This is a genomic window from Streptomyces inusitatus (genome assembly GCF_014651115.1).
Lineage (GTDB): Bacteria > Actinomycetota > Actinomycetes > Streptomycetales > Streptomycetaceae > Streptomyces > Streptomyces amakusaensis.
On the sequence record NZ_BMWG01000011.1, the window covers coordinates 73623 to 96466 of the forward strand.

22 protein-coding genes, 1 tRNA gene and 1 pseudogene are annotated in these 22844 nt (G+C 72.1%); 16 read left to right on the top strand and 8 right to left on the bottom strand.

What is annotated here, in order from left to right; all coding sequences use genetic code 11:
- Window positions 1-67: 67 nt before the first annotated feature.
- From IE247_RS18295 to IE247_RS18330, 8 genes are all read left to right on the top strand, one after another.
- Complete coding sequence (locus tag IE247_RS18295) at window positions 68-316, top strand: hypothetical protein (RefSeq protein WP_190124228.1); 249 nt, start codon at window positions 68-70, stop codon at window positions 314-316.
- A gap of 109 nt (window positions 317-425) precedes the next feature.
- Window positions 426-1850 carry an MFS transporter gene (locus IE247_RS18300; RefSeq protein WP_190124229.1) on the top strand — a complete coding sequence of 475 codons (1425 nt, stop codon included), beginning with the start codon at window positions 426-428 and terminating at the stop codon, window positions 1848-1850.
- Window positions 1828-3063, top strand: coding sequence for a tetratricopeptide repeat protein (locus IE247_RS18305; RefSeq protein ID WP_190124230.1), 1236 nt, complete (start codon window positions 1828-1830; stop codon window positions 3061-3063). Before IE247_RS18300 ends, IE247_RS18305 begins: the two co-directional genes overlap by 23 nt.
- Window positions 3060-5069 carry a B12-binding domain-containing radical SAM protein gene (locus IE247_RS18310; RefSeq protein WP_190124231.1) on the top strand — a complete coding sequence of 670 codons (2010 nt, stop codon included), beginning with the start codon at window positions 3060-3062 and terminating at the stop codon, window positions 5067-5069. The genes IE247_RS18305 and IE247_RS18310 overlap by 4 nt, the downstream gene beginning before the upstream one ends.
- On the top strand, window positions 5069-6004 hold the full coding sequence (locus tag IE247_RS18315; protein ID WP_190124232.1) for a multinuclear nonheme iron-dependent oxidase: 936 nt from the start codon (window positions 5069-5071) through the stop codon (window positions 6002-6004). The genes IE247_RS18310 and IE247_RS18315 overlap by 1 nt, the downstream gene beginning before the upstream one ends.
- Complete coding sequence (locus tag IE247_RS18320) at window positions 5994-6869, top strand: hypothetical protein (RefSeq protein ID WP_190124233.1); 876 nt, start codon at window positions 5994-5996, stop codon at window positions 6867-6869. The genes IE247_RS18315 and IE247_RS18320 overlap by 11 nt, the downstream gene beginning before the upstream one ends.
- Window positions 6870-6913: 44 nt before the next feature.
- Window positions 6914-7966 carry an aKG-HExxH-type peptide beta-hydroxylase gene (locus tag IE247_RS18325; protein ID WP_190124234.1) on the top strand — a complete coding sequence of 351 codons (1053 nt, stop codon included), beginning with the start codon at window positions 6914-6916 and terminating at the stop codon, window positions 7964-7966.
- Window positions 7959-8969 carry a metallopeptidase TldD-related protein gene (locus IE247_RS18330; protein ID WP_190124235.1) on the top strand — a complete coding sequence of 337 codons (1011 nt, stop codon included), beginning with the start codon at window positions 7959-7961 and terminating at the stop codon, window positions 8967-8969. The genes IE247_RS18325 and IE247_RS18330 overlap by 8 nt, the downstream gene beginning before the upstream one ends.
- Here IE247_RS18330 and IE247_RS18335 read toward each other — a convergent pair.
- A complete protein-coding gene (locus IE247_RS18335) occupies window positions 8939-10609 on the bottom strand; it encodes an FAD-dependent monooxygenase (RefSeq protein ID WP_190124236.1) in 1671 nt (556 codons plus the stop codon). The genes IE247_RS18330 and IE247_RS18335 overlap by 31 nt on opposite strands.
- A 152-nt stretch (window positions 10610-10761) precedes the next feature.
- Here IE247_RS18335 and IE247_RS18340 point away from each other — a divergent pair, with 152 nt between their 5' ends.
- Complete coding sequence (locus IE247_RS18340) at window positions 10762-11250, top strand: DUF5709 domain-containing protein (RefSeq protein WP_190124237.1); 489 nt, start codon at window positions 10762-10764, stop codon at window positions 11248-11250.
- A gap of 22 nt (window positions 11251-11272) precedes the next feature.
- Here the strand turns inward: IE247_RS18340 and IE247_RS18345 are convergent, their stop codons facing one another.
- The 3 genes from IE247_RS18345 to IE247_RS18355 all read right to left on the bottom strand — a co-directional run bounded on the left by IE247_RS18345 (window position 11273) and on the right by IE247_RS18355 (window position 15490).
- The gene (locus tag IE247_RS18345; protein ID WP_190124238.1) at window positions 11273-11986 is read right to left on the bottom strand and encodes a restriction endonuclease; all 714 of its coding nucleotides are present in this window, start codon (window positions 11984-11986) and stop codon (window positions 11273-11275) included.
- A gap of 79 nt (window positions 11987-12065) precedes the next feature.
- Window positions 12066-12275, bottom strand: coding sequence for a hypothetical protein (locus IE247_RS18350; protein WP_190124239.1), 210 nt, complete (start codon window positions 12273-12275; stop codon window positions 12066-12068).
- 398 nt (window positions 12276-12673) lie between these two features.
- Window positions 12674-15490, bottom strand: coding sequence for an alpha/beta hydrolase (locus IE247_RS18355; protein WP_373305579.1), 2817 nt, complete (start codon window positions 15488-15490; stop codon window positions 12674-12676).
- Window positions 15491-15841: 351 nt separating this feature from the next.
- Here IE247_RS18355 and IE247_RS18360 point away from each other — a divergent pair, with 351 nt between their 5' ends.
- On the top strand, window positions 15842-16408 hold the full coding sequence (locus tag IE247_RS18360; protein ID WP_190124240.1) for an RNA polymerase sigma factor: 567 nt from the start codon (window positions 15842-15844) through the stop codon (window positions 16406-16408).
- Entirely contained in the window at window positions 16401-16664 is a 264-nt protein-coding gene (locus IE247_RS18365) for a hypothetical protein (protein WP_190124241.1), read from the top strand. Before IE247_RS18360 ends, IE247_RS18365 begins: the two co-directional genes overlap by 8 nt.
- A 47-nt stretch (window positions 16665-16711) precedes the next feature.
- Here IE247_RS18365 and IE247_RS18370 read toward each other — a convergent pair whose 3' ends face one another.
- The gene (locus IE247_RS18370; protein ID WP_190124242.1) at window positions 16712-17200 is read right to left on the bottom strand and encodes a DUF309 domain-containing protein; all 489 of its coding nucleotides are present in this window, start codon (window positions 17198-17200) and stop codon (window positions 16712-16714) included.
- Between the two features lie 116 nt (window positions 17201-17316).
- Here IE247_RS18370 and IE247_RS18375 point away from each other — a divergent pair.
- A tRNA-Pro gene (locus IE247_RS18375) sits at window positions 17317-17393 on the top strand.
- A gap of 787 nt (window positions 17394-18180) precedes the next feature.
- On the opposite strand, the gene IE247_RS18380 is transcribed toward IE247_RS18375, so the two are convergent.
- The 3 genes from IE247_RS18380 to IE247_RS18390 all read right to left on the bottom strand — a co-directional run bounded on the left by IE247_RS18380 (window position 18181) and on the right by IE247_RS18390 (window position 19560).
- Window positions 18181-18921, bottom strand: a complete 741-nt coding sequence (locus IE247_RS18380) for a carbonic anhydrase (RefSeq protein WP_190124243.1) — start codon at window positions 18919-18921, stop codon at window positions 18181-18183.
- Between the two features lie 142 nt (window positions 18922-19063).
- Window positions 19064-19213, bottom strand: a complete 150-nt coding sequence (locus IE247_RS18385; protein WP_190124244.1) for a DUF6126 family protein — start codon at window positions 19211-19213, stop codon at window positions 19064-19066.
- A complete protein-coding gene (locus IE247_RS18390; RefSeq protein ID WP_190124245.1) occupies window positions 19210-19560 on the bottom strand; it encodes an ArsR/SmtB family transcription factor in 351 nt (116 codons plus the stop codon). Before IE247_RS18390 ends, IE247_RS18385 begins: the two co-directional genes overlap by 4 nt.
- A gap of 559 nt (window positions 19561-20119) precedes the next feature.
- On the opposite strand from IE247_RS18390, the pseudogene IE247_RS18395 reads away from it, so the two are divergent.
- The 4 genes and pseudogenes from IE247_RS18395 to IE247_RS18410 all read left to right on the top strand — a co-directional run.
- Window positions 20120-20239: pseudogene (locus tag IE247_RS18395) on the top strand (transcriptional regulator); the annotation flags it as partial.
- Between the two features lie 41 nt (window positions 20240-20280).
- On the top strand, window positions 20281-21996 hold the full coding sequence (locus tag IE247_RS18400) for a SulP family inorganic anion transporter (protein WP_190124246.1): 1716 nt from the start codon (window positions 20281-20283) through the stop codon (window positions 21994-21996).
- Between the two features lie 29 nt (window positions 21997-22025).
- A complete protein-coding gene (locus tag IE247_RS18405) occupies window positions 22026-22403 on the top strand; it encodes a pyridoxamine 5'-phosphate oxidase family protein (RefSeq protein ID WP_190124247.1) in 378 nt (125 codons plus the stop codon).
- Window positions 22403-22819, top strand: coding sequence for an ATP-binding protein (locus IE247_RS18410; protein ID WP_190124248.1), 417 nt, complete (start codon window positions 22403-22405; stop codon window positions 22817-22819). Before IE247_RS18405 ends, IE247_RS18410 begins: the two co-directional genes overlap by 1 nt.
- Window positions 22820-22844 lie beyond the last annotated feature (25 nt).

Below are 22844 nucleotides of genomic sequence, written 5' to 3' on the forward strand. Positions count from 1 at the left end.
CTCCGCAGGTTCAGGATGAGGCCGATGGGGTGACCTCTCAATCACCCGTGTGCATTAAGTCATTCATATGGCAAAACCATTTCTGGCCAATCCTGGCCGCCAGTATTTCGCTCAAGGTGATCGCGGTAGCATGGAACATCGCACGCGGCAAGAATTCTTGTCGCGTCAACTTCCTTTTTCAGGAGGGGTCATGGGCGAGCCGACCGGTCAGGAAAACATTCTTGAGGAGATCGAGGATCTCGACAGCCTTGAAGTTCTTGAGGCCGAGGATCTGGACGAGAGCGTGGCTTTCCATGCTTTCCGCTTCGCCGCGTGAGCGGATGAAACACTGAAGGGCGCATGCCGTCGACCGCATAGGGGCGGGGTCGGCGGCATGCTTCATCGAGAAAGGTTTTGTATTCCCGGTGGGAATCTACCTCCGTCTGTTGAGAAGCGGCCGGTTCGCCGGACTCTGTTTCGGTCAGGCCGTCTCCCTTCTCGGTGACGCGTTCTTTCCCATCATCGTGGTGGTCGCGGCGGCCCGGTCGGGGACGGCCGCGGAGATCGTCGGAGCGGCGTTCGCCGCCCGTTTCATCGCCCTCGGCGGTGTCGTGCTGTTCAGCGGCGCGCTGCTCGACCGCGTCAACCCGGTCACCGCCGCCGTCACGGCGGACGCCACCCGATTCCTCGCCCTGATCGCCCTCGCCCTGATGTGGGACGGTGAACTGGACGCGATCCTTCTGACCGTCGCCGTCCTCATCGGTCTGTGCGAGGCGGTGAGCGAGCCCGCCCTGCTGCTGATCGCGCCCCGCACACTGCCACCGCGCGCGGGCGCGGGCCCGCGCCCGGAGGGCGGACCGGCCCTGCCGTCCGGCCCGACGGCCGCGGACGACGAAGCCGCGACCACCGCCATGTACGGACTCCTGGAGGGCATGCGGAACATCTCCGGCATCGTCGGACCGACGCTGGCCGCCACCCTGGTCGCCGTACTCGACTCCTCGGCCGGCGCGGTCGCCGCCGCGGCCGCCTTCGGGCTGTCCGCCGTCGCCACCCGCTGGGCCGGAGCGCGCTTCGCCGGCCGCCCGCCGGCCGCGAAGGAACACCCCTCGGCGGACCCGGGCGACGGCACCCCGCCGGACCCCGCCGACCAGGGGGAAGAACCTCGGGAATCCCTGGCGCGATCCGCCCTGGCGGGACTCGCCGTGCTCTGGCGAGTGCCCTGGCTGCGGCAGATGCAGATCCTCGCCGTGGTCCATGTCCTGCTGGCCGTCGGCCCCTGGATGGTCGCGCTGCCCGTCTTCCTCATCGAGGAGGGCCGCAGCGCGAGTGTCTACGGCTTCGTGCTCGGGGCCTTCGCCATCGGCACCGTCGTCGGAGCCCTGGTCGGCGGCCGGATCACCGGCCGGCGGCGCGGGCTGTACGCCCTGGCCCTGCTCGGTCTGTTCGGCGTCACCGCCCTGTCGCCCGTGTTCACCGGATCCGTCCTCCTGCTGGCGGCCGCCTTCGTCGCCGGAGGCATCGGCCAACAGGCCTTCGACGTCGTCAAGATGGCCGGGCTGCGCAGGGAAGTGCCCGAGCGCCTGCACGGCCGGGCGTTCTCGGCGGACTTCTTCTTCTCCTTCGCCTCACTGCCCCTCGGCCAGCTGCTCGGGGCGGCGATGCTGCGCTTCCTCGCCCCCGGCACCATCATGCTCTGGGCCGGTCTGCTCGTGCTCGTCACCACCGCCGCGGCCACCCTCGGCGCGGACGCCCGGCGCTTCTCCTCCCGCAAGACACGCCCCGAGCCCGAGTCCGCACCCGTCGCCGCACCGGCGACGCCCCGCGCACCCCGTACGGAAGGGGCCCGGGATGCGGACGCGGACGCGCGTTGATCTCTTCGAGGAGCACGGAGAGGTCGCGGCGCTGTGGCCCGACAGCCCGTACCGCGACCGGACCGTCGTCTGCTTCGACCGGCACCTCGACCTCAAACCGCTCGCCCCCGGGGGCGAGGAAGCACTCCGCGCGGCCGTCGCGCACTCGGCCTCCCCCGCCGGGCTGGTGCGCGAGCTGCCGGTCCGTGGCGTGCCCGGCGCGTTCGGCCTCGACGACTTCTGGTCGGCCGCCGCCGTCGCCGCCGACCTCAAGCACCTGGTGTGGGTGCCTTCCTGGAGCGCGGGGGAGGGGTGGGAGGCGCGGGCCGTCGCCGGGGTCTCCCTCATAGCCACCGGAGGAGAGCCCGCCGAACCGGTCGTCAGCGACTGCTGTCTCACCGTGACACTCTGCGGCGTACGGCTGGCCGTGGTGCCGCCGGAGCTCCTCTCCCGCCATCTGGCACGGCATGTGACCGGCGAGGTGGTCACCGACATCGACCTGGACTGGCTGGTCGACGAGCACGGCACGGCCGAGCACTCGGCGGACCGCCTCGCCGAGCTGGTCACGGTCTGCGGGGGCGAGGTGTCGGCCATGAGCTGGTCGACCAGATCCGGATTCCTGCCCGCCGAATTCCGCTCCGTCGGCCCCGACGTGGCACGACGGCTCGGCCTCGAAGCCCGCGAGTCCTCCTATCTGCCGCCGCTCCCCTGGCCGGAGGATCTGATGCTCCGGGTCCACCAGGGCGCAGGCCCGGGCGATCCGGGCGATCCGGGCGGGGCGGCCGGGGCTCCCGGCGTACTGCTGGCGCTGCTCGGCCTCTCCCTCGCCGACGGCGACCCGGACGAGGCCCAGACCCTCTTCGAGCGGGCCGCCGCCCTCGGACACCGCTCCAGCTGGCTCGCGTACCGCATCGGCGCGACGCGATACGCGCGGGGCGAGCACCGCGCCGCGCGGACCTCACTGCGGGAAGCGGCGGCCATCGACCCCCGCGACACCCTCGGCATGCACGCGCGCGTCCTCTGCGCCCGCGCCACCCTGCGCCTCGACGGCCCGGGCCCCGCCCTCGCCGAGCTGCGCCCCGTCGCGGACGAGCTGCCGCTGCGCTCGAACGTGTGGCGGACGGTGGCGCTGCTCGCCGCGGCCGTGGACGACCGGGAGGCCGAGGAGACCGCCCGTCACCGGCTGTCGGCCGTCGACACCCTGACGAGGGGGAGGAGGACGGACCGGCCATGAGCGACGTACTGCTGGCGATGCCGCCGGTGAGCGAGGCGGTGCAATTCCCGTATCTGGCCCTGCCCCAGCTCACGGCGGCCTGGCGGGCCCGGGGCCACGAGGTGCGCACGGTCGACCTCAACCTTGAGTACCGCGCCCGGGTGATGCTGCGCGACGCTCCCGGCACCGGCGGCCCGAGCGGCGCACCGCCCACCGCCGGGGCCGTGTTCAGAACCGTCAGCGAGCGCTACCGGGCGCTGCACGGCTCCCGGCTGCTGCGGACGGCGGGGGACCGGACGTCGGGGTTCGCCCAGGAGGCCGCGATCCGGGCGACGGGCCGCTATGTCACCCAGCAGGCCGACCGGGACGGCTGGATCCTCCACGGCCCCCTCCTCCTGTCCGAGCTGGACACCCTGGTCGCCCGCAGCAGGGAGCGCTGGTCGGCACAGTGGTGCGCCGGACGGCTCGACGAGCTGCTCACCGGGGATCCCGCGCGGATCCTGGGCTTCTCCGTCCCGTTCTTCAGCCAGGTCGTCCCGGTGCTCACCCTCTGCGCGCTGGTGAAGGAGCGCAGGCCCGAGCAGCGGATCATGCTCGGCGGCCCGACCGTCCAGATGTGGGCCGCCGCGCTGCGGAAGAGGACGGCGGCGGCACGGCAGGTGGACCACTGGTGCCTGGGCCACGGCGAGGAGTATCCGACCCGTCTCCTCGGCGGCACCGGGCCCGGCGGCCGTGGCTCTCGTACGCGGATACGCACTGGTCGTACGGCCGGGATCCGCCGCGCGGAGGCCGTGGAGGCGGTGGAGGCGGTGGCGGCGGAGGCGGCGGAGGCGGCGGAGGGCGCGCCGGACGACGCCGGGAGCGCCGGGCTCGCGGACGGATTCGCCCTCAATGAGCAACCCGCCCCGGATTTTGGCCCGTTCGACTTCCGGGACTACAGCAATCAGGCGCATCAGTTTCCCTACCGGCTCACCGTCGGCTGCTTCTGGGGAAAATGCACCTTCTGCTCGTACGGGAACCGCTACCGCGACGCCCGCGCCTTCCAGCAGATCGATCCGGAGACCGCCGCCCGCCAGCTCGTCGGCCTCTCCGCGGGCCTGGGGATCACCGATGTGGCGGTCGCCGACGAGAACACGGGCCTGCGGCATCTGCTGCGGGTGATGGAGGCGGTCCGCGCGCGCGGAGCCTCGCTGACCTTCCGGATCCGGGCCCGGCTGGAACCGGAGCTGGCCGACCCCGCGTTCTGTCTGCGGCTCCGCGAGGCCGGATGCGTACAGGTGTCGACCGGCTTCGAGACCAGCCGGCAGGAGATCCTGGACTCCCTGCGCAAGGGCCAGGACGCCGCCCACGCCGAACGCGCCGTACAGAATCTCGTCCGGGCGGGCATCGTCGCCAATCTCTCCTTCATGGACGGTTACGGGCATCCACTGGCGGCCCGGGGCTTCCACGACACCGTCGACATGATCCAGCGGCACCCGGCCGAACTGGGCCTGGACACCATGCAGCTGCTCGTCGCGGAACCGGGCAGCTATCTGTGGGCCGAGCGGCTGCGGTCGGCGAGCGACGACGAATACCTCGTCACCAATGACGGGCTGGCCTTCGCCGCCGGTCGCGTCGGCGGCGCGATGCTCGACGGCGAGGCCACCGAGGAGGCCCGCCGACGGCTGCTGCGGATGACCGTGGAGGCGGTGCCGGACGTCGAACGGGCGAGCCGTCCCGACCTGCCGCAGGTCCAAGTCCAGGTCCCAGTTCCAGTCCCAGTCCAGGTCGGCCGGGGCGGGGAGGTGACCGCCCTCCGTCAGGGGCTGAGGGCCCGGCCGCGCTTCGCGGTGGCGCTCGACTCCGTACAGACGCGCTGGTTCCTCGCCGATGTGGCCTGGCCGAGGATGACGGCCGTCCCCGCCGGAGTGGTGCGCACCCCCGACGGCTTTCTGACCGCCGACCAGCCCGGCGCGCAGCGCTGGCTCACCCGGATGATCGACAAACGGTTGCTCGAACCGGAATCCCCGGAAGCGGAGAGTTCCTGATGGAGAAGCTCGGACTCGGGTTGGGCATGGACCTCGTATGGGGCGAGCGCATCGGCTTTGAAAGGGGCGGGCCCGGGCGTCCGACCGACCAGGTGGAGACCTTCCTGAAGCGGAACGCCCATGAGTACGACTACATGTTCGTCGCCTTCCAGCCCGTCGACCACGGTCCGCTGACACCGGAGCGCTACTTCCCCGCGTACGACCGGATCTTCGAGCTGTTCGGCCCGGAGCGCCCACGCGCCTTCCACCACACGATGCTCAACACCGGCAGCCCCGAGACCTACGAGGGCTCCGCGGTCGCTGATTTCACCAACGCCCTGGTCGAGCGGTACGGATTCCGCTGGATCATCGAGGATCTGGGCATCTGGTCACTGGCCGGGCGGAGCCTGCCGTACCCCATGCCGCCGGTGCTGACCGAGGAGGGCCTGCGGCTGTGCGTGGCGCAGGTGGGCCAGTGGGTGCGACGGCTGGACGCGCCGCTGTCGGTCGAGTTCCCCGGTTTCACCGAGGGCGGCAGCTTCCTGGTGGGCACGCTGGACGCCTTCGACTTCTACGCCTCGGTGATCCGGGAGACGGGAGCGCTCGCGACCGTCGACATCGGCCATGTGCTGGCCTACCAGTGGCTGATGGGCCGGACCGGTGAGCGGATGTTCGAAGGGCTCGACGCGCTGCCGCTGGAACGCTGCCACGAGGTGCATCTGTCGGGCTGTCAGATCGTCGACGGAAGATTCCGCGATCTGCACCACGGCGTTCTGCTGGACGAGCAGCTCGCCCTGCTGGAGCATCTGCTGCCCAGGATGCCCAGGCTCACCGGGGTGACCTATGAGGATCCGAAGTTCGGGGCGGACGGAGCGCTGGTGCCCAAGTCCCGCCCGAACGCCGAGCGCCTCTTCTCCATCGTCCGCTCCTGGAAGGAGTACGGCCGTGCCGTCTGAGGCCCCGGACACCGGGGCGTCTGAGGCCCCGGACACCGGCACCGGTGCCGGTGCCGGTCGGCACGAGCGGATCCTGCGGGTCCTGGACCGGCTGCTGTACGACGCCCCTTTCCGCGCCGCCTTCATCTCCGGCGGCCCCCGGAACCCGGAATTCCCTGTCGACGGCGATCTCATCGACGCCTTCGGCAGGGTGGACCCGCACGAGCTGACCCTTGTGGGCCGCCGTATCCGCTCCAAGGTCGTCGGCGGAACCGAAACCGGGACCGGAGCCGGAGCCGGAGCCGGAACCAGAACCGGTCCGGGACTCAAGGACGCGTTCCCGCGCACCCTCGAAGCCGTCCGCGAGCTGCACGGCGTCACGGCCAACGAGCTGGCCGAGGCGTTCATCGCCTCGCCGTCCTTCCAGGACTTCCGGGACGTCCCCTTCTCGCCCCGGGGCCGCGGCACGACACTGCCCGAGTGCTTCCACCACTTCATGGCGGCCCCGCCGCCCTTCGACCCCGGCGGCGCGCTGGAACCGCTCGTCCACTTCGAGGCCGCCACCGCCGTGGCCCGCGCGGTCGCCGCGGGCGCGGGCGCGACCTTCGCCGTCACCCTGCCGGAATCGGCGTTCCACGGCTCGGTGTTCTGCGCGTTCCGCGAGTACGACGAGGCCCCCGCCGCCTGGGCGCTGCGCCCGACGATGTATCTGGCCGACGCGGGGCGCTGTGTCGTCGGACCGGCCCGCCGCCCGGTGTTCGAAGCGCTGAGGACGATCCTCGCGGGGCGGGGAGAGCTGATCGCCGCCGAGGTCCGAGAGCCGCTGGAGCAGCGGCTGCGCGCATGGGGGTTCCGCCGGCAGGTCGGCGACCGACCCCCGCCCTGAGCATCCGCACGCACACCGGCACCGGCACCGACATCGGGAGAGGCATGCACATCAAGGATCTCGCGGCGGACCGGTCGGCGGAGGGACTGCCCGACCTCTTCACCGTCGTACTGGCGAAGGACCGCGCGGCCGTCGCCGCCAATGAGCTGCTGCACCGGGTGGTCGCCCGGCAGTATCTGGTCCGGCTGCTCCGGGCGGTGCGCCGGCTGCGCACGGAGCGGCCGGCGGCACCGCAGCTCACCGCCGTGGCAGCACTGCTGGACGCCGCGGACCTCGACACCGCGTTCGACTGGGCGACCCGGCCGGATGTGACGGGCTGGATCTGGCGCAGCGGGATGAGCGGCGCGGACCCCGCCGAACTCCTGGACCAGCTCGGCCGCTGCCTGGCCGGGGAGCCGGCCGGAGCCGCCGCCTCCGTACCCCTCGGGCGGCACCCCGCCGTCCCCGTGATCACTCCTGGGACCTCCGCCCGGTCGGCGCAGCTCTTCGACTGGGCGTCGGAGGGCGACGAGCGCCCGCTCGCCCTCGATCCGGTGCGGGCCGCGGCCTTCGCCGCGCGGGTGCGGGCCGCCGCCGAGGTGCTGGGGAGGCTGTGGCCGGAGGGGCTCGACACGGCGGCCACGGACATCAGGGCGTTCGCCGCGCTCGGCGGCCACCGGGGGCTGCGGCCGCTGAACTTCAGCGTCCACGGTCTGCGCGGACTGGTGCTGACCAGCGAGCGGCCCGCTTACATGCTCGCCCAGACCCTCGTCCACGAGGCCACCCACCAGCGGTTCAGCGGGATCCTCGACTGTGTCGCGGTCGTCCGCAACCCCACCGCCACGCACTACTCGCCGTTCGTCGACGCGGAGCGCCCGCTCGGGCACATCCTCCACGGCATCCTCTCCTTCATCAACGATGTGCACGCGGCCCGCCGCTGTCTCGCCGCGGAGACCGACGAGAGCGAATCCCGGCGGATCGAACGCTATGTGGCGCTGAAGACCGACCAGCTCCGGCTGGCGGAGAAGAACTTCCACGAGGTCGCGGAGCCGACCGCGCACGGCGAGCGGCTCTTCGAGGGGTGCCGTGCCGCGATCGCGTCCCTGAGCCATGGCTGAGACCCTGGCCGCCGAGCTGGGACGGGCACGTGTCCTGCTGGGGCCGGGGGCCAGGGTCACCGCCGGTGAGACGGACGGGCTCTGGAGCGTACGGATGAGCCTGGGCCCGCCCCGCCACGGCCACACCCCGCAGTGGGGCGTGGCCGCGTACGACAAGGCCCATGTGACGGCCCGGATCGGCGAAGGCGTCGCCGAGCTGACCTCGGACCGGGAGCTGCTCAAGGCCCGCGGACCGCTGACGGCGCCGGTCACGGGCCCCGCGCTGCTCACCCCGACCGCCGCCGGAGTGCTCGTGCACGAGTGCTTCGGCCACACCAGCGAGGCCGACAACTACCTCGCCCACGGCGGCGCGCTGAACCGGGGGGTCGGCGACCTCTGGACCCGGGCCCCGCTGACGGTACGGGACCGGCCCGGGGCCCATCCGTACGCGGGCAGCTACACGCGCGACGACGAGGGTACGGACGCCCGGACGGTGACGCTGCTGGCGGACGGGCGCTGGGCCGGACTGCTCACGGACCGCGCGACCCGGTGGCTCAGCGGCGGACACAGCACCGGCCACGGCCGGGGCGGCGGGGGAGCGATCGCCCCCCGGTGCAGCGTGCTGGAGGTGCGCCCCGGGAGTCACCCGCCGTCCGCGCTGCTCGGCGGCCTCGGCGACGGCTGGCTGCTCGGAACGGCGATCGGCGGGTTCTCCGTGCGCGAGCACGCGATCATCGAGCTGCTGTGGGCCCGCCGGGTACGCGCCGGACGGCTCACGGACGAGGTGATCGGCCCGGCGGCGATCTGCGCCCGCAAGACCGCGCTGGCCGCGCGCATCACCGCGCTGGGCGACGATGTCTCGGTGCTCAGCTCGCCGTACACCTGCGTCAAGGGCGGGCACGAGGTCGGCTCCACCCTCATCAGCCCCTCCATGCTGCTGGAGCGCTGTGTGCTGCGCCCGCTCAAGGACGTCCGGCGGCTGGTGTCCCGCGCTCACCCGGGCGCGGACAGGGCCGCGCGGTAGCCGGCCAGGGCCCGCGCGGCGTCGGCGAGCGGGAAGCGGGCGGCGAGCTGTCCGTCCGGGCGGACGGCGAAGCCGGTCGGTCCGCCGGGGCGGTAGAGCCGGGCGAACTCCCCGGCGGAGTCGCGGTATCCGGGGACGGTCAGGGCGTCGAGGGCGTCGAGGGCGGCCGTCGGCGCTTCGCGGGCGAGGACGGCGACGATGTCGGGGCCGCCCCCGGCGCTCAGCGCCGCCTGCGCCGCCTCGGCCAGTTCGGCGGGGTCGGCCGAGTACAGGAGCACCACATGCCCCGTACGGCCGCGCAGCACGTCCAGCAGCCGCAGCGGGTAGGCGGCGACGGAGGCGGTCAGTCCGGCGCAGTCCGGGGCCCGGTCGCCGGGCTGGGGCGCGTCGGCCGGGCCGTGGGGGCGGCCGGTGAGCGGGCCGCCCCGGTAGCCGACGAGCAGTTGGGCCTCGCGGAGCAGCAGGGTCCGGGGGCCCTCGGGGTCGGCCTCGACGCCGTGGGCGGCGTGGCGCACGGTCCGGCCGACGACCTCCTCGCCGACCGGGCGGCGCTCGGCGTCGTAGCTGCCGAGCAGGGCGCTCCCCGCCTCCCCGCGGACGACGAGGGCGAGTTTCCACGCCAGGTTGCAGGCGTCCTGGATACCGGTGTTCATACCCTGGGCGCCGGTCGGCGGGTGGATGTGGGCGGCGTCGCCCGCGACGAAGACCCGGCCGTCCCCGTAGCGGTCGACGATCCGATGGCTGACGCGGAAGACGGAGGACCAGCGCATCCGGGAGAGCACGGCCGGCTCGGGGGCGAGCCGGTCCACGACGGCCTGGATCCGGGACAGCTCCGGGAGCGCACGGCCGTCCTCCGGTCCGCCCTCCAGCCCGTGCGCCACGCCGTCGCCGCCCGCGCTCTCCCCGCCCCCGCCCCCGCCCTCGGCCCGCGCGGAGAGCTCGGGCGGGACCAGCATCGACATGCGGTAACGGCCCGTACCGGGCAGCGGAACGCAGGCCAGCAGATCGTCGGTGGAGCCGTCGTCGGCCAGATGGCTGGAGCGCACGACGTATCCGTACGGCAGATCCCAGTCGGCCTCGACATCGGCCAGCATGTACTCCTCGGGGAAGGCCCCGCCCCCGAAGGCGAGCCCCAGCCCCTTGCGGACGGTGCTGTGGGCCCCGTCGCAGCCGATCAGATGGCCGACACGGACCTCCTCCTCGGCACCGGAGGCGGTGCGCAGCGCGGCGGTCACCCCGTCCCGGTCCTGAGCGAACGACAGCAGCTCGGTGCCGCGCTCGACGGCCGTGCCCAGCCCCGCGACGTACTCCTCAAGAAGGCGCTCGGTCTCGTACTGCGGCAGTGCGGCGAAGCCGTACGGCACCTCCGGCGGCAGCGCGAGCTCGATCCGCGCCCGCTCCCGGCCATTGACCCAGACCAGCTGGCCACGCAGCGGAATGGCAGCCTCCAGGGCGGCGCGCGCCAGGCCCATCCGGTCCCAGATCTCGAAGGTGCGCGGCTGGACGCCGACCGCCTTGGCGTACGGCAGCCGGGCCGGCAGCCGGTCGACGAGACGGCAGCGCACCCCGCGACGGCGGAGTTCGGCCGCCGCGCTCAGTCCGACCGGACCGGCGCCCACGATCAGTACATCGTCGGTCATCACGGGTCTCTCCCAGCGGCTGTCCCCCGGGACCGGCCCCGTACTCCATGGTCGCCCGCCGGTGCGCGGACGGCGATCCGGGCCCGCCGGAGGAAGATCCTCATGCGCTCATGACCGAACGGCGGAACAATCTTCAGTGGAAGGGAGCGGTCATGGCAGATGTCCAGGAGTCCGAGGACGCCATGGGCGACGAGGTCTATCAGCCCCAGGGCCCGGGAGACAGCGAGGTGCTCGACGACGTGGGCATCCTCGACTCCGAGGACACCCTTCTCAACCGGGGCGTCGACCCTTACGACGAGGGCTGGTCCCCTCCGGAGCGCCCCCTCGGCGTCGACCACACGGGCGTCACCGCCCGCGAGCAGCGGGAGGGCGAGACGCTGGACGAGCGGCTCGCCGAGGAGGTGCCCGAGGACTGGGACCGGGCGTACGAGGGCGACGGCGTCGGCGACGCGGCCGACACCGACGGGGAACTCCTCGACGACGAGGTGGGCGACCGCCGCGCGGGCCGTCTCGTGGCCCCCGACGAGGGCACCCGTCCCGACGAGGAGAAAGACCTCCTGGCGCGCGACGAGGGCTTCGCCGGAGGAGCTGCTTCCGCCGAGGAGGCCGCCGTCCACGTCGTTCCCGACGACGACTACTGAGTCCTCTGAGTCCTCTGAGTCCTCAGGACAGGGCGTTCGGACGGCGCGGCGGCGGCACCGCCCGCAGCAGTTCCCACAGCGGCGCCGAGCCGCCGGCCCACCGGGCCAGCAGGGCGCGGTCCACGAGGTGGAGGCGCTGCGAGCGGGCGAAGTCGACGGCCTTGGCGGTGAAGCGGCCGTTGGTGACGAGGACCACGACATCCCCCTGATGCACCGGACGTCCGGTGCCATTGAGGACATGCAGGTCAGGGGTGCCGACCGCGGCCCCGGACGCGCCCGCCCTCCGGTGCTTGCACTGGATCACCCACCGGCGGCCGTACGGATCGGTCGCCTTCACATCCGCGCCGTTGTCGCCCGCGCCCCCGACCTGGACCGCGTCGGCGCAGCCGTCCCGGCGCATCAGATCGCGGACGGCGTACTCGAACTGCCGGTGGTGCAGGGCGTCGATCTGCGGCATCGCATACCGCAGCCCGCGCTGCCGGGCCCGCTCCCACTGCCCCCGCTCCCGCCTGCGCGCCGCCCAGACGCCCGCGCCCCCGGCGACGGCGGCCAGGAGCAGGACGACGACGCCCGGATGCGCGGCCAGCCACCGCAGCGCCCCCGCGACCATGCTCCCCGCCACCACGGCCACGAACACCCCCAGCACCAGCTTCTCCCCACCGCTCCCTCCACCCCTCCGCCCGGACCGCCGCCGCGGCCTCCTCACGGTCCGGCGCACCGGACGACGGCCGCTCATCGGCCACCGTCCGCACGTCCGCGGTCTTTCGACGCAGGCACCATGTCCCTGTTTCTCCTCCGGCTCATGAAAGCGGCGTTCAGAAGGTGATCTGTGCGATGCCCTCCGCGAGTTGGCCGATGGCGTCAAAGAGCCACTGCCCGGCCTGGGTCGGGGCGATCACCACTCCGAGGGCCAGGACGATGAGCACGGTCGTCCTCTCCTCCACACGGCTCCTGGCCTGGGTGCGGCGGCGCAGCCGGAAGAAGACGATGACAGCAAGCAGCAGCGCAATGTTGATCGTGAGCACGCGCCCGGTCCTCCTGACAAGCCACGGCAGAGCCTCGGAGAGCGGATCCCCCCGGCCCTCCTGTGTAGCCACGGCCGGACGGTCTCATGGCCCGATCGCCCGGAATTGGCGTCAAAACGGCTGCTCTGGCCGGAACGGTCGCCGACGGGCCGGCCACTCCCGCCACGAGCGTCACGGAGATCGACGCGGCGAGCAGGCCGATGCCGAGGTTCTGATGCCGGGTGAGCATTCTGACGCAGGAACCCGATTGCTCATTGCCCGTCGCCCGGTTTGGTTCCGCCCCTGGCAACTGGCCGGATGGATCCGCCCGCTGGAACGATTCCGGCCGCCGACCCCGCGACGGGGCCGGCGGCCGGAGCCGTTCTCATGCCGGTGTTACGAGGCGTTTCCGCCCGGTGTCACGGGGCGTTTCGCACCGTGCCGGTGAACTCCGGGCCCTCCCGGGGCTCCCAGGACTCGTCGTAGAGGACCGTACGCATCCGCAGCCGCTCCTCCGGCTCGGCGACCGCGTCCTTGACGGTGGGCACGACCACCTCGGTGCTCAGCTTCCCGGCGGGAACCACCGCGTGGAGGTAGGCGGTGTCCACCAGGCTCGACAGGGGCCGCTCCGGGCTCGCCGCCACGCCGAAGACCTCCTCCAGCCAGGCCGGGTCGATGTCCAGGCTGGAGAGTTCCGGCCCGCCGGCGGGCGGCAGGATGTCGAATCCGGTCACGATCTCCGTACCGGCGGCCTCGGACAGCGAGACCCGCCAGGTGAGCGGCTTCCCCTCGACGACCTTGTCCGCGACCGGGGTGACGGTGACCTTCGGCATCGGGTCGTCCTCCTTGACGATCAGCCCGCCCAGGTGCGAGCCCACCGCCGTGCCCTGAACGGCCTTGACGAAGGCGGTGTGCTGGGTGCCGTAGCTGTACAGCTTGTCGCCCTTCACCTTGACCTGGGCGACGATCTCACGGTTGCCCGGGCTCAGCGTCACGAGCCGGGAGGCGATCTTCCCGGAGTTCGGATCGGGGAGGAACAGCCGGACCTGGCCGTCGCCCTTGCCGGAGACTCGGACCGGAATCCGATGGGTCCGTACGCCGGAGTCGCCCTCGGCGACCTCCGTCCGGCCGACGTCGACGCGCGCCAGCGGGGCCGGATGCGTCACGGGGGTGCCCGGACGCCAGTTCCACGCGTCCATCAGCCATGCCTGACCGGCCCGGCCGCGCGGGGTGAGCTCCAGGGTCGTGATCCGCCGCAGATCCAGCTTGGCCCGGGTGGCCGCCGACATCGGCAGCCGGACCTCCCGCGCCCAGTGGGAAGCGGTCCGCCCGGTGCCCGGCAGGCCGTCGACCTTGGCCTGACCGAGCTTCGCCCGCCGCCCGGAGGCGTCGATGAGCGTCACGTCCAGCTGGGTGCCCGAGGTGTTGGGCGGCACGATCAGCCGCAGCGCCAGCGAGCTGTCGCCCCGCAGCGAGACCGGGCGCGCGGGGCGCACCCGTACCGGCGAGCCGGGCTTCGACCATTTCATCCGCACCGAGTGACGGCCCGGTTCGGAGGCGGTCTCCCAGACGGCGAAGTGCGGTGAGGCGCCCCTGACGTCGGACGGCAGACAGGCGTCGGCGGAGTCGGCGTCGACCTGGGCGCAGAGCCGGGCACCGGCCCCGGTCACGGTGACCGAGGAGTCCGGTACGAACGCGGGCCTGCGGTTGCCGCCGACGGCGTGGCTGAGCACCCGCGCCGGGCCCGCCGAGGGCGCGCGCCGGTCCGAGCCGTCCAGCAGCGGACGCACCCGGTCGTCACCGGCGACGAACAGCCGGGCCGCGGCGGCGATATAGGTGGAGCCCGCCTTCTGCTGCTGCTTGGCGGTCAGCCGGGTCTTGGTGCCGGGCGAGCAGACCGCGTCGGGGGTGTCATCCGTCCAGAAGTCGTCCTCGGCCGGTGCCTCGGCCTGGCCCGGCGTCCACTCGGTGTTGAAGAAGTTGTGGTTCGCGCCGACCATGTAGACGGCGCTGTGCAGGGCGGTGCCACTGCTGACACCGCGTGTGCCGTCGAGGTAGATCTGGCCCTGAAGGTCGCTCACATCGCCGTCGCAGCCCGGCAGGATCGTCATGGAGGGCACGTCGGGGACCGGGTTCTGCCCGAAGATCGTAGGGCCGATCAGCACCGTGCCCCGGATCCGCCAGCGCACCGGACCCTGGTATCCCTCCTGATCGGCGGGCGGCCGGGAGAGGGTATCGAGCGCGGCCCGGTTGACTCCCTCGCCGCCGCGCGAGTGACCGACCAGCAGAACGCGGGACAGATCGGCGGGAGAGGCCGCGCGCACCGCGGCCGGGGCCTTGGCCGGATCGGCCGACCACTGTGCCCAGCGGGCGAGATGCTGCCGGACCAGGGAGGAACGGGCCTGCGCGCCGCCGTCCTCCGCGTTGTAGTCCTGCCCGTTGATGCCGTTCGCGGAGACGGAGACCGTCACATAGCCCTGGGAGGCCAGCAGCTTCTGGTCGTGCAGATAGCCGCGGTGGCTCGGCACCTCCTTGCTGTTCGCCGGGCAGGGCCAGCCGCCGAGCGGTTCGCCCTTGGCGTCGTAGCAGGTGAAGTGACGGCCGTGCAGGAAGAGCGCCAGCGGGCGGCGGCCGCTCGCGCCGACCGGCCCGGTCACGGTGGCGCGCATCTCCACCGGCTCGGGGAAGCCGGGCAGCTTGACCGGGTCCAGCTCGTACTCGCCGCTCACCGTGCGGAACGAGCCCGGTACGCCGGGGTCGACGCCGTTCGCCTTCGAAGGAGCCGGCCGCTCGGCCGGCGGGGCGGAGCCGCGGGGGCCCTTGGCCGCGGCGGCCCCGGCCCCGGCCTCGTCGAGGCGGCGGCCGCCGGCCAGCACTTTCAGCTCCCGCACCGGGCCGATGTCGACGCCGTCGAGAGGCAGCCGGAAGGTGTGCCGGTCGTCGTCGGCCAGCGGCCGGCCGAGAAGGCCGGAGCCGGAGTGGAACTCGACCCGGGCGTCCCCCATGGGCACCGGGACGGGCGAGACCCAGACCAGCTGCCGGTCCTCCCCGGAACCGGATATTCGCCAGCCGTCGGGGAGCCGCTCGGCGGCGCTCCCCGACGGGCCGTCGGCGGTGGAACCCCGGGTGGAAGGCGGGGAATCGGCGGACGGCAGCGCTTGCGCCACCCCCGGCGATCCCGCTGCCAGCGCGAGTACCGCCAGACCGGCGGTCACCATGCGCGAGACACGGATCAAGATGGTCCTCCTGGTTGTCGAGCCTTGTTGCTGAGTCTGCGTCAAGTGCCCCAGGAGTCTCAAAGAACCCAGGGGTCACTCCCGCATCCCCATGACGTCCGGCCGGGGCACCGAGGTTGCCTCGGCTCGCGGACTGTGAGGAAAACGTTGTTCACCCCGCGATCCGGGTGAATCCTTCGGCGCGGTCCGCGCCTCTTGTTCCTGTGCGGACGAGACGTCGGCACAGAACATTCGGCACAGGACACTCAGTACGGAACATGGAGGCTGTCATGATCGAAGGTGCTGTCATCGGCGCGATCGTGCTCATCTGCGCGTGCGTGGTCGTCGTGATGCGGCGGAAGGGGCGCTCCCGTGGCTGACTTCGACTGGCCCGGCGAACAGCTGATCACCGCCGCCCGGGAGGGCGACCCCGAGGCGACGGCCGCCCTGGTCTCGGGCTCGCACCCGCATGTGCGGCGATTCGCCCGGACCCTCTGCGCCTCGCCGCAGGACGCCGAGGACGCCGCGCAGGAGGCGCTGATCATCCTCTACCGCAAGATCGGGATGCTGCGGGCCTCCGGGGCGCTGGCCTCCTGGATGTTCCGCATCGTGCGCAACGAGTGCGTGCGCCGGACCCGGCTCGCACTGCGCGGCGGCCACGGGCCGCTCCCGGACACCGTCGCGCCCTCGTTCGAGGAAGAGGTGTTCCTGCGGCTGGAGGCGGGCCGGGTGGCGGCCGCGATAGCCGCCCTCCCCGCCGACCAGCGACGGGTCCTGATCATGCGGGACGTCCAGGGCCACAGCGGGCGGACCACCGCCGACGCCCTCGGACTCAGCACCGCCGCCATGAAGTCACGGCTCCACCGGGCCCGCACCACCGTCCGCCAGACCCTGGGCGACCAGGACGGCCCCGACCACCCGGGCGGCGGCCATGACTGACACACCGGACTTCGCCAGCGCGACACTGCCCCGCCATGTGCTGCGCGGCGCCGTGGGATTCGGCGCCCTGGCCGGCTCCGTACTCGCTCTCCCGGCAGTGGGCCCGGTCAGCCTGCTCCTGGTGCCGGTGGGACTGCTCGCACTCCGCGGCTGCCCCATGTGCTGGACGATCGGCCTCGTGCAGACCCTCTCGCGAGGTCGGCTGCGGCGCTCCTGCGCCGACGGCCGCTGCGAGCTGAGCACCACCGGCCGGTGACATGGCGGGCTCCGCGCGGCGAGTGCGGTGCGGAGCACGGCCCGTCCCTACCGGGCCAGCCGGGGGGCCTCCGCCACCGCGTCGACCGGAGCCCCGCCCTCGCCCCCGCCCTCGCCGACCCGCGCGGCGAGGGCGCGCGCCCAGGCCACCAGCCCGGAGACATCGACCCCATACGGATCCCGATAGCCGCCGATCCGCTCCGCCCCCCTCAGCAGCAGCCTCGCCCCGCCCTTCGCATTGCCCCGCGCCGCGTGCGTCAGCCCCACCGCCAGCTGCGCCAGCCCCCGCCACAGCTCACGCTCCGGCTCCGGGCCCGACTTCCAGGCGTCCTCGAAGACCTCATGCGCATGAAACGGCTTCCCCTCGTCCAACAGCCTCTGCGCCTCCACCAGCGTCCGCCCCGGCGAACGCACCACCCCCTCCGGCTGCCGCTCCACCCCCGACACCCCATACGGCAACGGCCGCCCCAGCCCATCACGAGGCCGCGCACTCCGGGCACGTCCTTCAGAGTCACGATCACGCGCTGCGCCGCTCATCCCCCGATTCTCCCCGACACCCCGCCCGACCTCCGGCAAGGCGGTCCGACCTGCCCCGCGAGTGGGGTAATGTTGCTTCTGCGCGCCCGGCCGGAAGGCCGAACAGGGCACGCGATCGGGACGTGGCGCAGCTTGGTAGCGCACTTGACTGGGGGTCAAGGGGTCGCAGGTTCAAATCCTGTCGTCCCGACCAGCGTTTTCGCAGGTCGGAGGCGGTATCGGAGTAATCCGGTGCCGCCTTTCCGTCGTTCCTGGGGGCCGGTTGGGGACCAGGCGGTCTGGCGACGTCTGCCAGGGGCGGGGTTGAGGTGGGTGGTGAGGGCTGTCCCGGCACTGGTGATCTGGGGCGTGTCGGGGTGGAGATAACGCTGGGTGGTGAGCAGGGAGCCGCGTCCGGCGATCTTGCGCAGGACGTGGGCGGGGACTCCGGCGTCGGCGAACCAGGTGAGTGCCGTGGACGGTGCGGCCGACAGCCCCGTTGGTGATTATCCGGACGGGGAAGTGGCCGAGCGCGGGGGCCACTCGGCGGCGCCAGCCTGCGAGATACGGATCGGGCGTCTTCGGTTCCAGGCCGCGCAGGGCCAGGTCCATGGTGGTGGTGCCGTACTCGGTCAGCGACATGGTGGCCATGTTCGGCGCGATCCCCGCCTCCGCGGCCTTGAGGATGCCGGAGATCCAGTCCTCCTTGGTATCCCCGGAACGTACTGACTACGGCACCACTGGCACCACCGAACGCATCGTCAGAGAACACCCCCGCCTGCGCGGGGACCGCCGGGCACCCGCCAGGCTCATCCCGGAGCTATTGGTTTGTGTCTTCTTGTGTGCATTGAGGGCTCTGGCTGGATTTTCGTAGCCGGAGGTCATCTCGGTGGCGTGGTCGGCCGGTCCCGAGTCATGGGCAGCCGGTGACTGTGTCCTGCTGAACGGTGTGCCTCGGCTTCATCGTTCAGCGGGGTTTTCGCGGGATCCGTGCTGGGAGTTCAGTGCACGGCGTGTACGCGTTGGGTGGTCAGTTCGTAGCGGGCGCCCATGATGGTGAGGGTTCCGGCCTTGACTCTCCCGGCGAGGTCCGGTTGGGCGGTGAGCTGTTCGCGGACGTGGCGTACGTTGGCGGTGACAGCGGCATCGATCTGGGCTTCGCCGATGAGACGGTGGTCGATCGCGGGCCGGATCCGCTCCGCGAGATACCGCACAGGCGCGGGCAGTGCGGTGTTCTTGCCGTCGGTGTGGACGGCGGCGGCAACAGCTCCGCATCCTTGGTGGCCCAGGACGACGATCAGGGGGACGCCGAGTTCCAGGGCGCCGTAGGAGACACTGCCGAGGACGGCGTCGTCGAGGACTTCGCCTGCTGACCGTACGGTCAGCAGGTCTCCCAGGCCCTGGTCGAAAATGAGCTCGGGCGGGACGCGGGAGTCGACGCACCCCAGGACCACGGCGAACGGGTGCTGTCCGCGGACCAGGGTGCGCCGGACGGCCCGGCTCTGATCGGGGTGGCGCTCGTGGAAAGTCCGCCAGCGTTCGTTCCCGGCCGTCAGCTCCCGCCATGCCGATCCGGGAGCCAGTTGTCGTGCGGTCCGCGCCGGGACCGTGGTGTCCGGTGGGGCCGAGCAGCCGCCCAGCAGTCCCGTCCTCAGGGTGATCACACAGCTCAGTCCTGTCCGCACGAGCCGCCGCCGCCCGACGGCGGCATCGGTTTCGCACCATCCACGATCAATGTTCATTCCCGCGAGTGGACCTTTCGTCCTCCATCACCCCAGCTCCGCAGGCGGCTTGGGAGTTCCTTGGCCAGTACTTGCCCCTGGCGCGGACGCCGGGCAGGGGGGCGGACCGGGAGCCGAGTTCCGCATCGGGAGCTGATTCCCGTTACTTTTTCGCGTGTTCGCCGACGTAGAAGAGGATCCACACGAACCCGGCGAAGAGGTGGGTCCCGAAGACATAGATGAAGACTCGGAGCCAGACGCCCTCCGCCCGGCGCTCGGTGCCGCCCTCTTCCCGCGTGCGCCGTCTGCTCATGAGGCATCGCGTACGTCCGTGGTGGTCAGCTCGGCGAGGAGTTCGCTCTGCCCGGCGAGCATCTCGGTCAGGATCCGCCGGGCGGCGAGCAGCAGGTCGGCCACGTCACCGCCCGCGAGCGCGTAGATCACGGTGGTGCCCTCGCGGGTCGCGGTCACGATGCCCGAGCGGCGCAGTACCGCCAGCTGCTGGGAGAGGCTGGAGGGCTCGATCCCTATGTCGGAGAGGAGGTCGCGTACCGGCAGGGGGCCGTCCTGGAGCAGTTCCAGGACGCGGATGCGGACGGGGTGGCCGAGCATCCGGAAGAACTCCGCCTTCGCCTGGTACAGCGGAACCGTGGACTTCATCGCTCACACACCTGGTCTATGGATCGGTTCGGGCTCGGGTCGTTGGAATGCCGGGCGGCCGGCCGCAGCACGTTCGTCCAGCTCTTCGCGGGCCAAGTCTGCACCGTAGGCGTCCTCAGCGGCACACGCCGGCTTAGGCCGGCCCCTCGCTTCCCGGCTGCGCCCCTGGGCAGCTTCGGCGAACGCACTCACAGCATGCCTCCTGGCCCGGCCTGCGTCATGTATGAAAAATTGAAGAACTCTTCAAGTCTACCTGGCGGGTCCCGCCGGGGCGACCGTGCGGGCCCCGGAGCGGCGCCTCCCCTGCTCAGTCCCCGATCCGGGAGGCCAGGCTGTCACAGCTTGTGAAATTGCAAAGTTTTGCAATTCCCTACATGATGGGCCGGGGTTTCTGTGCGGAGCGGGTTTCCCTGGCCTGCTCGTCCGCTTGGCGGTGGGGCGCACAAAGGCCCGCGCTGTCGGCCACCGCTGTCGTCATCTGGCGTTGTCTGTGGTGGCCGACAGCTTCCGGTTCGCATGATCGTGGCCGATGTGTCGGCAGGTGAGAGGAGAGCAGGCGATGAGGGTTCCGCCGTATCAGGCGAAGGCGGAGCCCTTGCGGATGCTTGGCCACCCCGTCCGCATCCGCGTCCTGGAACTGCTCCAGGACGGCCCCCTGCCCGTACGCGGCCTCCTCGCCGAACCGCGGGAAGCCGGGAAAACGATCCGGTGGGTTCTCCGATGACACGGGGGCGTGCCCGGGTGCGTTCCCTGCTGCCCTCCCGTGCGGATCTGGCCATGATGGCCCGTGACCCCAGGCGTGATCTTCTGGCCGGGTTGACGGTGGCGATCGTGGCCCTGCCGCTGGCGCTCGGTTTCGGTGTCTCCTCCGGGCTCGGCGCGGAGGCGGGACTGGCGACGGCCGTGGTCGCGGGCACGCTCGCCGCACTGTTCGGCGGTTCGAACCTTCAGGTGTCCGGCCCGACCGGAGCGATGACCGTGGTCCTCGTGCCCATCGTCGCCCGGTACGGAACCGGTGGCGTGCTCATGGTGGGCCTGCTCGCCGGAGTGATGCTGCTGGCGCTGGCCGTGATGCGGGCGGGCCGGTACATGGCGTACGTCCCCGCTTCGGTGGTGGAGGGGTTCACTCTCGGGATCGCCCTGGTGATCGGCCTCCAGCAGGTCCCGAACGCCCTGGGTGTCGAGGCGGAGGGCGAGAAGGTCCTCACCGTGACCTGGCACGCCCTTGAGGCGTTCGCCGCGGCACCGGACTGGACCGCCGGCGCGCTCGCTGCGGGTGTCGCGGCGGTGATGCTGCTCGGGGGGCGCCGGTGGCCGACCGTTCCGTTCTCGATCATCGCCGTGATCGCCGCCACTGTCATCGTCCAGGTGTTCCGCCTGGACCGGGCGACGCCGATCGGTGATCTGCCGCCGGGGCTGCCCGCCCCCTCCTTCGGTTTTGTCGACCCTTCCGCGCTCGGCTCACTGCTGGCCCCGGCGGTGGCGGTCGCCGCGCTCGCCGCCCTGGAGTCGCTGCTGTCCGCACGGGTTGCCGACGGCATGACGGTCGGGCAGAAGCATGATCCGGACCGGGAGCTGCTCGGGCAGGGGCTGGCGAACATCGCCGCGCCGCTGTTCGGAGGGGTTCCCGCGACCGGCGCCATCGCCCGTACAGCCGTCAACGTCCGCAGCGGCGCCTCCTCCCGGCTGGCCGCTCTCACTCACGCCGCAGTCCTTGCGGTGATCGTGTTCGCCGCCGCCCCGCTCGTCTCCCGGATTCCTCTGGCCGCCCTGGCCGGGGTCCTCATCGCCACGGCGGTCCGGATGGTGGAGGTCATCTCGTTGCGCGCGACGGCCCGGGCCACCCGTGCCGACGCCGTCGTGCTCGCCCTCACCGCGATCGCGACCCTCATGCTCGATCTGGTGTACGCGGTGGTCATCGGCCTGGCTGCCGCCGGTGCCCTCGCCCTGCGGGCGGTGGCCCGCCAGGCGCGTCTCGATCAGGTCGACTTCCGGCACGATCTGCCCGGCGGTCACAGTGCCGAGGAGCATGCCCTGCTCGCCGAGTACATCGTCGTGTACCGCATCGACGGCCCCCTGTTCTTCGCCGCCGCGCACCGATTCCTGCTGGAGCTGTCGGAGATCTCCGACGTCCGCGTGGTGATTCTGCGTATGTCACGCGTCACCACCATGGACGCGACCGGAGCCCTCGTCCTCAAGGACGCCGTCGAGAAGCTGGCCGGCCGAGGGATTGCGGTCGTGGCATCCGGCATCCGCCCCGGACAGCACCAAGTCCTGGACTCCGTCGGGGCGCTCGGCCTGCTTCATGGCGACGGGCACGTGCACGCCACCACCCCCGACGCCATCGCCGCGGCCCGAACACACCTGGAGCGGGCCGGGCTCCTGCCCGCGACTCCCCTGCCCCGTCCACGCCCTGCCGGGAAGGCCACACGGTGACCCTGCTCAACGCCCGCACGATAACCGACATGTCCGGGACGGAGGCCCTGTGGCTCCTCGAAGGCTCCGCCTGCGGCCACATCGCTCACATCCACCGCGGCGCGGTGGTGATCCGGCCGGCCGTGCACGTCCTGCGGTACGGCCAGTTGATCGTCCGCGCCCCCGTCCAGGAGAACATCCTGACCGGGCGTCCCACACTCACCTACCACACCGGCGACGTCCGTCCCGACGGCAGCGGCTGGAGTATTACGGCCACTGGACCCGCCGAACTCGTCACCGACCCGGACGAGACCGCCCACCACCGCCGCACCCTGCCCGGCTGGGCCCACGGACCCCACGACACCCTCCTGCTTCTTCACCCCCAGACCGTGACCGGCCACCGTCTCCACCCGGGGCAGGCCCTGTGATGTTCCCCGAAATGGAGGCTCTGCCACGACGGCTCGTCCTGGTCCTCCCCACCACCGGGAAGGCTGTACGCACTGCCCGGGAGACCACCGAACAGGTGGTGACTGAATGGGGGATCTCCCTGAGTCACCCGTCCGTGGGCCCAGCCCTGCTGATCGTCTCCGAACTGGTCACCAACAGCGTCCGCCACACCGCCACCGTGTGCGAGGCCCTGACTGTCCTGTACGCCGCCGGCCGGGACACGTTCGCCTTCGCCGTCCACGACCGTCACCCCCACCGGCCGCCCCTTTACACAGCCGCCCCCGGCAGCGGCCTCGCCACCGTCACCGAACTCACCCTGGAACTCGGCGGGACCGCCGTGATCCGGGCGGACACCGACGGGCGCGGCAAGACCATCTGGATCACCCTCCCCCTGTGACATCCTCAAGGAAGGCGCGACGGCC